Raw genomic sequence first — 4,872 nt, forward strand, 5'->3', positions numbered from 1 at the left:
TAATACAAATACAGGTTTTTATATGACAGCAGATGAAACTCAGACACGTATTGATTTTTCTCAGGCTCATGTGGTAAGCGAACGCTTAAAAGTGTTGTCGAATTCTGACCGACTGAAAATTCTATGTGTACTGGTCGATAGTGAAATGAATGTGCAACAGATTGAGCTACAAACAGATATTCACCAACCCACTCTCTCACAACAACTTACGGTACTGCGAAAAGCTGAAATGGTCAGCACGCGTCGTGAAGGAAAGCAGATTTTCTATCAGCTTTCCGACCCCAAAGTACTTACCCTGATGCAAACCTTGTATCAGCTTTATTGCAAGGCTTAAGTGATAAGAAAAATCTTTATTTATCCATAATTGGAGAATACAAATTCTTAAAATATTTAAAAATTAAGTATTTTCAGGAATATCTGCTGGAGCTGTTCTGGTATCACTTTGAATCAGGCCGTCAACTAACTTGATGGTGCGATCACAACTAACAGACAAGCGCGGATCATGAGTCACCAGCAAAATGGCACAGCCCTGTTCCTTATTTACTTTACGAAACAGTTCAAAAACTTCAGACGCGGTCTGGGTATCCAGGTTCCCGGTCGGTTCATCGGCCAGTAACAAGGCGGGTTCTGTAATCAGTGCCCGAGCAATTGCAACACGCTGTTGTTGCCCGCCGGAAAGCTCATTCGGTTTTCGATGTGCATACTTTTCCAGCCCGACTGCAGCCAGAAGTTCATGAGCGCGGTCTAGAGCTTTTTGATCCGGTTTACCATGTGCCATCATTAACGGCATTAGGACATTGTCTAATGCATTAAAAGCTTGAATCAGATGATGAAACTGAAATACAAATCCAATACTGCTGCCGCGTAATGCGGTACGTGCAGCGTCATCCATACGGCTGGTGGGTTGACCAAGCAGATATAGTTCACCGCTAGTTGGCTGGTCCAATAGACCCAGAATATTCAATAAAGTACTTTTCCCCGAGCCTGAAGGACCAATTAGTGCTGCAAAGTCATTACGTTCAATACACAAATCAATGCCATGCAGAACTTCGACTTCATTAGGCTGACCAATATTATAGGATTTACGTAGAGCTTCCAGCCGCAGAACCTCATTCGATGAATCAGACATGACGAATCGCCTCCACAGGATCAAGTGCCGCAGCACGACGGGATGGTATAGCCGCTGCCACTACACCAGTCAATGTGGCCAGCAATAAAGCCAGCAATAGCAGATTGATTGAAATTGGGATATAGAACAGGCCTGGGCCAAATTCATTAAAGATCCAGACCAGCAAATAACTGACTGCACTGCCGATAATAGACCCCAACAAGCCAAAAATTGCGCCTTGAAACAGGAAAACGCGCAGGATTTGTCTTTGTGTGGCCCCTGTTGCCCTTAAGATGCCAATTTCACGAGTCCGTTGTACGACACTGACTGACAAGACGCTGGCAATACCAAAAGCGACGGAGATGGCCACAAAAATAATAATCATATTGGTGGAAAGACTTTGTGCTGAGATGGCATTCATTAACTGTCCATTGGTTTTAATCCAGCTTTCTGCCTGTAAGGAAGTCAAACGCCCGACCTGCGTTGCAATATTTTCTGCTTCAAAAATATCTTTTACCGTCAGGTCGATTACAGTGATCCCGCCTGGCAGGCTGAGTAAAGACTGTGCCTGTTTTAAATCCATATAGACATAGCGCGAATCCAGCTCACGTACTCCAAGTTCAAAAATCCCGGCAATATTTACGACAGTACTGTTGTCCTGACCGGTGTCTAATCGTAATTTGCTACCCACCTGTACACCCAGATCTTTAGCCAGCTGACTGCCAATCATTACATCATCTGCACCGACACGTAACTGCCCACTGATCATAGATTCTTTGAGTGGAATTATTTTCTGATAACGTTCTGGATCCATGCCCACCAGCGCAACCGATTCCTGAGCTTCACCACGCTGTGCGAATGCAGGTCCAGAAACTACTGGAGAAACAGCTGTCAATAAAGGCACCTGATCCAAGGTCGTCACGACCTCTTGCCAATTATTGATAGAGCGTAGTCTTTGGGCCCGTTTATCTTCTAGAACCAGCTGCACAGTGCCTGCGGGTGCGGGTATAACTTGGTTCACTTCATCGGGGGACAGTAAACGGATATGCGCCTGTGTCCCTAAAGTCCTTTCGATGATATTAGACTGCAAGCCCTGTATCAGTGCCGAGATAAAAACAATCACAGACACCCCTACAGCAACACCCACTGTAATCATCAGAGACTGCATTCGGCCTTCTCGCAAAAAACTGATTGCGATCTTCCATTCAATCCAGAGACGCCCTAGTAATTTTTTCACTCGAATTTCACCGGTAATTCATTTTTATTGCTGGCATCATTATTCTGGTCGGCATAGTTGATTTCTTCGGGCTTAAATCGAACTCGTGTGCCATCTTTTAAAGTTGAAGTTGCATCTGACAGTACCTGGTCACCCAATTTTAAACCGGAAATCACTTCAGACATGGCAAGTCCGCGCAGACCCAGTTTCACTTTTTGTCGCTGGATTTTGCTATCACGTACCAGTAATACGGTGGCCTGATCGCCCTGTACTTTCCCTAGCGCATCATTCGGAATCGCTAAGGTACGATCACGGCGACCTGTCTCGACATTAACCGATACCGTCATATCCTGACGCAGGAAATCAGGTACCGGATCAACCGATAGACGCACTTCTACCGTGCCGCGTTGAGGATCGATACTCGGTGCAATAAAATTAATCCGGGCTGGGAAAGGTTTATCCGGGTAAGCATCGGCAATTGCAGTCGCTTTCTGGGACAACGCCAGTCGTGACAGATTACGTTCATCCAGTGGTACACGGATTTCGGTATTACCATCCATTGCAATGGTAAATAAGGTACGTCCTGGCTGAACCAGATCGCCAGGCTCAACATCACGGGTCAGCACCGTTCCAGCAACAGTTGCCCGGATTTTAGTTTTAGCCAGTTGAGCCTGTGCTACAGAAAGCTGCTCACGCAATGAAGCCTCCTCTACCTGACCAGGTGCCAGTGCAGCTGCTTTTAAACGCACAGTTTCATAATTATTGCGTGCTACCCTTTCTGCCTCTACAGCCTGTTCAATTTCTTCTGCCGAAAGGATGCCTGCTTCGGCATTGCGACGACGCGTCGCTTCACGGCTGGCCTGTTCCAGCTGAGCTTTTGCTGAAGCTAATTCTGCTGAGGCTTGTGGACGGCGATTGGTTGCCAGTTCATTCAATGCGACTTCTGCCTGACGAACTTGGGCTGCCAGTTCATCCGATTTAAGTACAACTAGCAAATCGCCCGGTTTGACCCGATCGCCTTCCTTGACCCGACGTTCTAGTACCACGCCGGTTACTTCACTACCGACTTGAGCACGTGAAACGGTGATGACCTGCCCGGTGGCAACCACTGATTGCACCAGCGGCATCGGCTCTAAGGTATAACCTGTGACTTGTGGCCCTTGCCACCAGCGAAATACACCAAATGCAACGAGCAAAAGTAAAAGGATCAGGACAATATATTTATAGCGGATAGCGCGCAATGTGCTTCTCCATTCTGGTTAAAAGCGCAGTTGTAAAGAAATACTTGTAGCTTATCTAGCTGTATATTTTAGATTTATTTGGTTGTAAATAAGTTATTGGTTTTATTTTGCAGATTGGTTCCTAAATAGACTTAACTCTTCTGTAATCCACTGAAGGTATATTCCTGCTTATCGCTCTTTTCCTTAAAAAGAAACCCGATATTTCATTCTAGAAGTCGACTTTAAATAACTAAAACAGGCAGTTCTAAAGTGTCAATTTAAGCTAAATGAATAAATGCTAAATCCTGCAGAGGTTCTGTTATGAAATGTTGAGTCTAATTTAATCCCAACTAAAAGCTCCTAATATATTTTTTCCTCAAGAGCAATCAAGGAAAAAATATGAATAACTATCCTGAAACTCCAGCTTCAACTGAAACCCAAGCCCATCAACCGGGTGACCAGACTAAAATGGATCCTACCCCGGAAGTCATTAAAGAGAATTATAAAGGTAGCGATAAATTAAAAGGCAAAGTAGCACTCATTACAGGTGGTGACAGCGGGATTGGTCGCTCTGTATCAGTATTATTTGCCCGCGAAGGTGCTGATATTGCCATTTGCTATCTGGATGAAGATCAGGATGCGCTTGATACCAAAAAAATGGTTGAAGCAGAAGGACGACGTTGTCTGCTGATTCAATGCGATTTACAGCATCCTGATGAAATCAAGAAAATGGTTGAGCAGACCCTTCAGGAATTTAAAACCATTAATATTCTGGTAAATAATGCAGGTGTGCAGTATCCGCAGGACAGTATTACCGATATTTCTCCAGACCAGTTATTCAAGACCTTCAATGTCAATATCCTGTCCATGTTCCATCTGACTCAGGCGGTACTTCCACATATGCAGGCAGGTGACAGTATTATCAATACCACCAGTATCACCAGCTATCATGGACATGACACACTGATAGACTATTCAAGCACCAAAGGTGCGATTACTTCTTTTACCCGCAGCTTATCTACCAATCTGGCGAAAAATAAAACCGGAATTCGTGTGAATGGTGTTGCACCAGGCCCAATCTGGACACCACTCATTCCAAGTAGCTTTGATGAAGAACAACTGGAAGATTTTGGTAAACAGACACCAATGGGACGTATGGGACAACCGAGTGAAGTCGCTCCTGCCTATTTATTTCTGGCCAGTGAAGAAGCTAGCTATATTTCAGGTCAGGTCATTCATGTAAATGGCGGCAGTATTATTAACGGCTAATCAAAGTTTGAAAGTAGATAACAGCCTTTCTAGCTGTTATCTACTTTTTTCTAAAATAT

General features: G+C 44.6%; 5 protein-coding genes. 2 read left to right on the forward strand and 3 right to left on the reverse strand.

The annotated features are described in order from the left end of the window. The first annotated feature begins 22 nt into the window (after positions 1-22). Positions 23-334: an ArsR/SmtB family transcription factor gene (locus tag B4J23_RS02810; RefSeq protein WP_125278654.1), complete on the forward strand. Its 312-nt coding sequence runs from the start codon at positions 23-25 to the stop codon at positions 332-334. 63 nt (positions 335-397) lie between these two features. Here B4J23_RS02810 and B4J23_RS02815 read toward each other — a convergent pair whose 3' ends face one another. From B4J23_RS02815 to B4J23_RS02825, 3 genes are read right to left on the reverse strand one after another with little or no spacing between them, the layout of a single operon-like run. After that, complete coding sequence (locus B4J23_RS02815) at positions 398-1,129, reverse strand: ABC transporter ATP-binding protein (protein ID WP_125279884.1); 732 nt, start codon at positions 1,127-1,129, stop codon at positions 398-400. Further along, on the reverse strand, positions 1,122-2,345 hold the full coding sequence (locus tag B4J23_RS02820) for an ABC transporter permease (protein ID WP_291358702.1): 1,224 nt from the start codon (positions 2,343-2,345) through the stop codon (positions 1,122-1,124). Before B4J23_RS02820 ends, B4J23_RS02815 begins: the two co-directional genes overlap by 8 nt. Then, the gene (locus B4J23_RS02825; RefSeq protein WP_291358703.1) at positions 2,342-3,565 is read right to left on the reverse strand and encodes an efflux RND transporter periplasmic adaptor subunit; all 1,224 of its coding nucleotides are present in this window, start codon (positions 3,563-3,565) and stop codon (positions 2,342-2,344) included. The genes B4J23_RS02820 and B4J23_RS02825 overlap by 4 nt, the downstream gene beginning before the upstream one ends. Positions 3,566-3,943: 378 nt before the next feature. On the opposite strand from B4J23_RS02825, the gene B4J23_RS02830 reads away from it, so the two are divergent. Then, the gene (locus B4J23_RS02830) at positions 3,944-4,813 is read left to right on the forward strand and encodes an SDR family oxidoreductase (RefSeq protein WP_180104872.1); all 870 of its coding nucleotides are present in this window, start codon (positions 3,944-3,946) and stop codon (positions 4,811-4,813) included. Positions 4,814-4,872 lie beyond the last annotated feature (59 nt).

Origin of the sequence: Acinetobacter sp. UBA3025, from assembly GCF_002367915.1 — a bacterium.
GTDB lineage: Bacteria > Pseudomonadota > Gammaproteobacteria > Pseudomonadales > Moraxellaceae > Acinetobacter.

Excerpts from the sequence above, each read along its gene's own strand:
- B4J23_RS02810 (WP_125278654.1), top strand. The coding sequence starts at position 23 with ATGACAGCAGATGAAACTCAGACACGTATTGATTTTTCTCAGGCTCAT.
- B4J23_RS02815 (WP_125279884.1), bottom strand. The coding sequence starts at position 1,129 with ATGTCTGATTCATCGAATGAGGTTCTGCGGCTGGAAGCTCTACGTAAA.
- B4J23_RS02830 (WP_180104872.1), top strand. The coding sequence starts at position 3,944 with ATGAATAACTATCCTGAAACTCCAGCTTCAACTGAAACCCAAGCCCAT.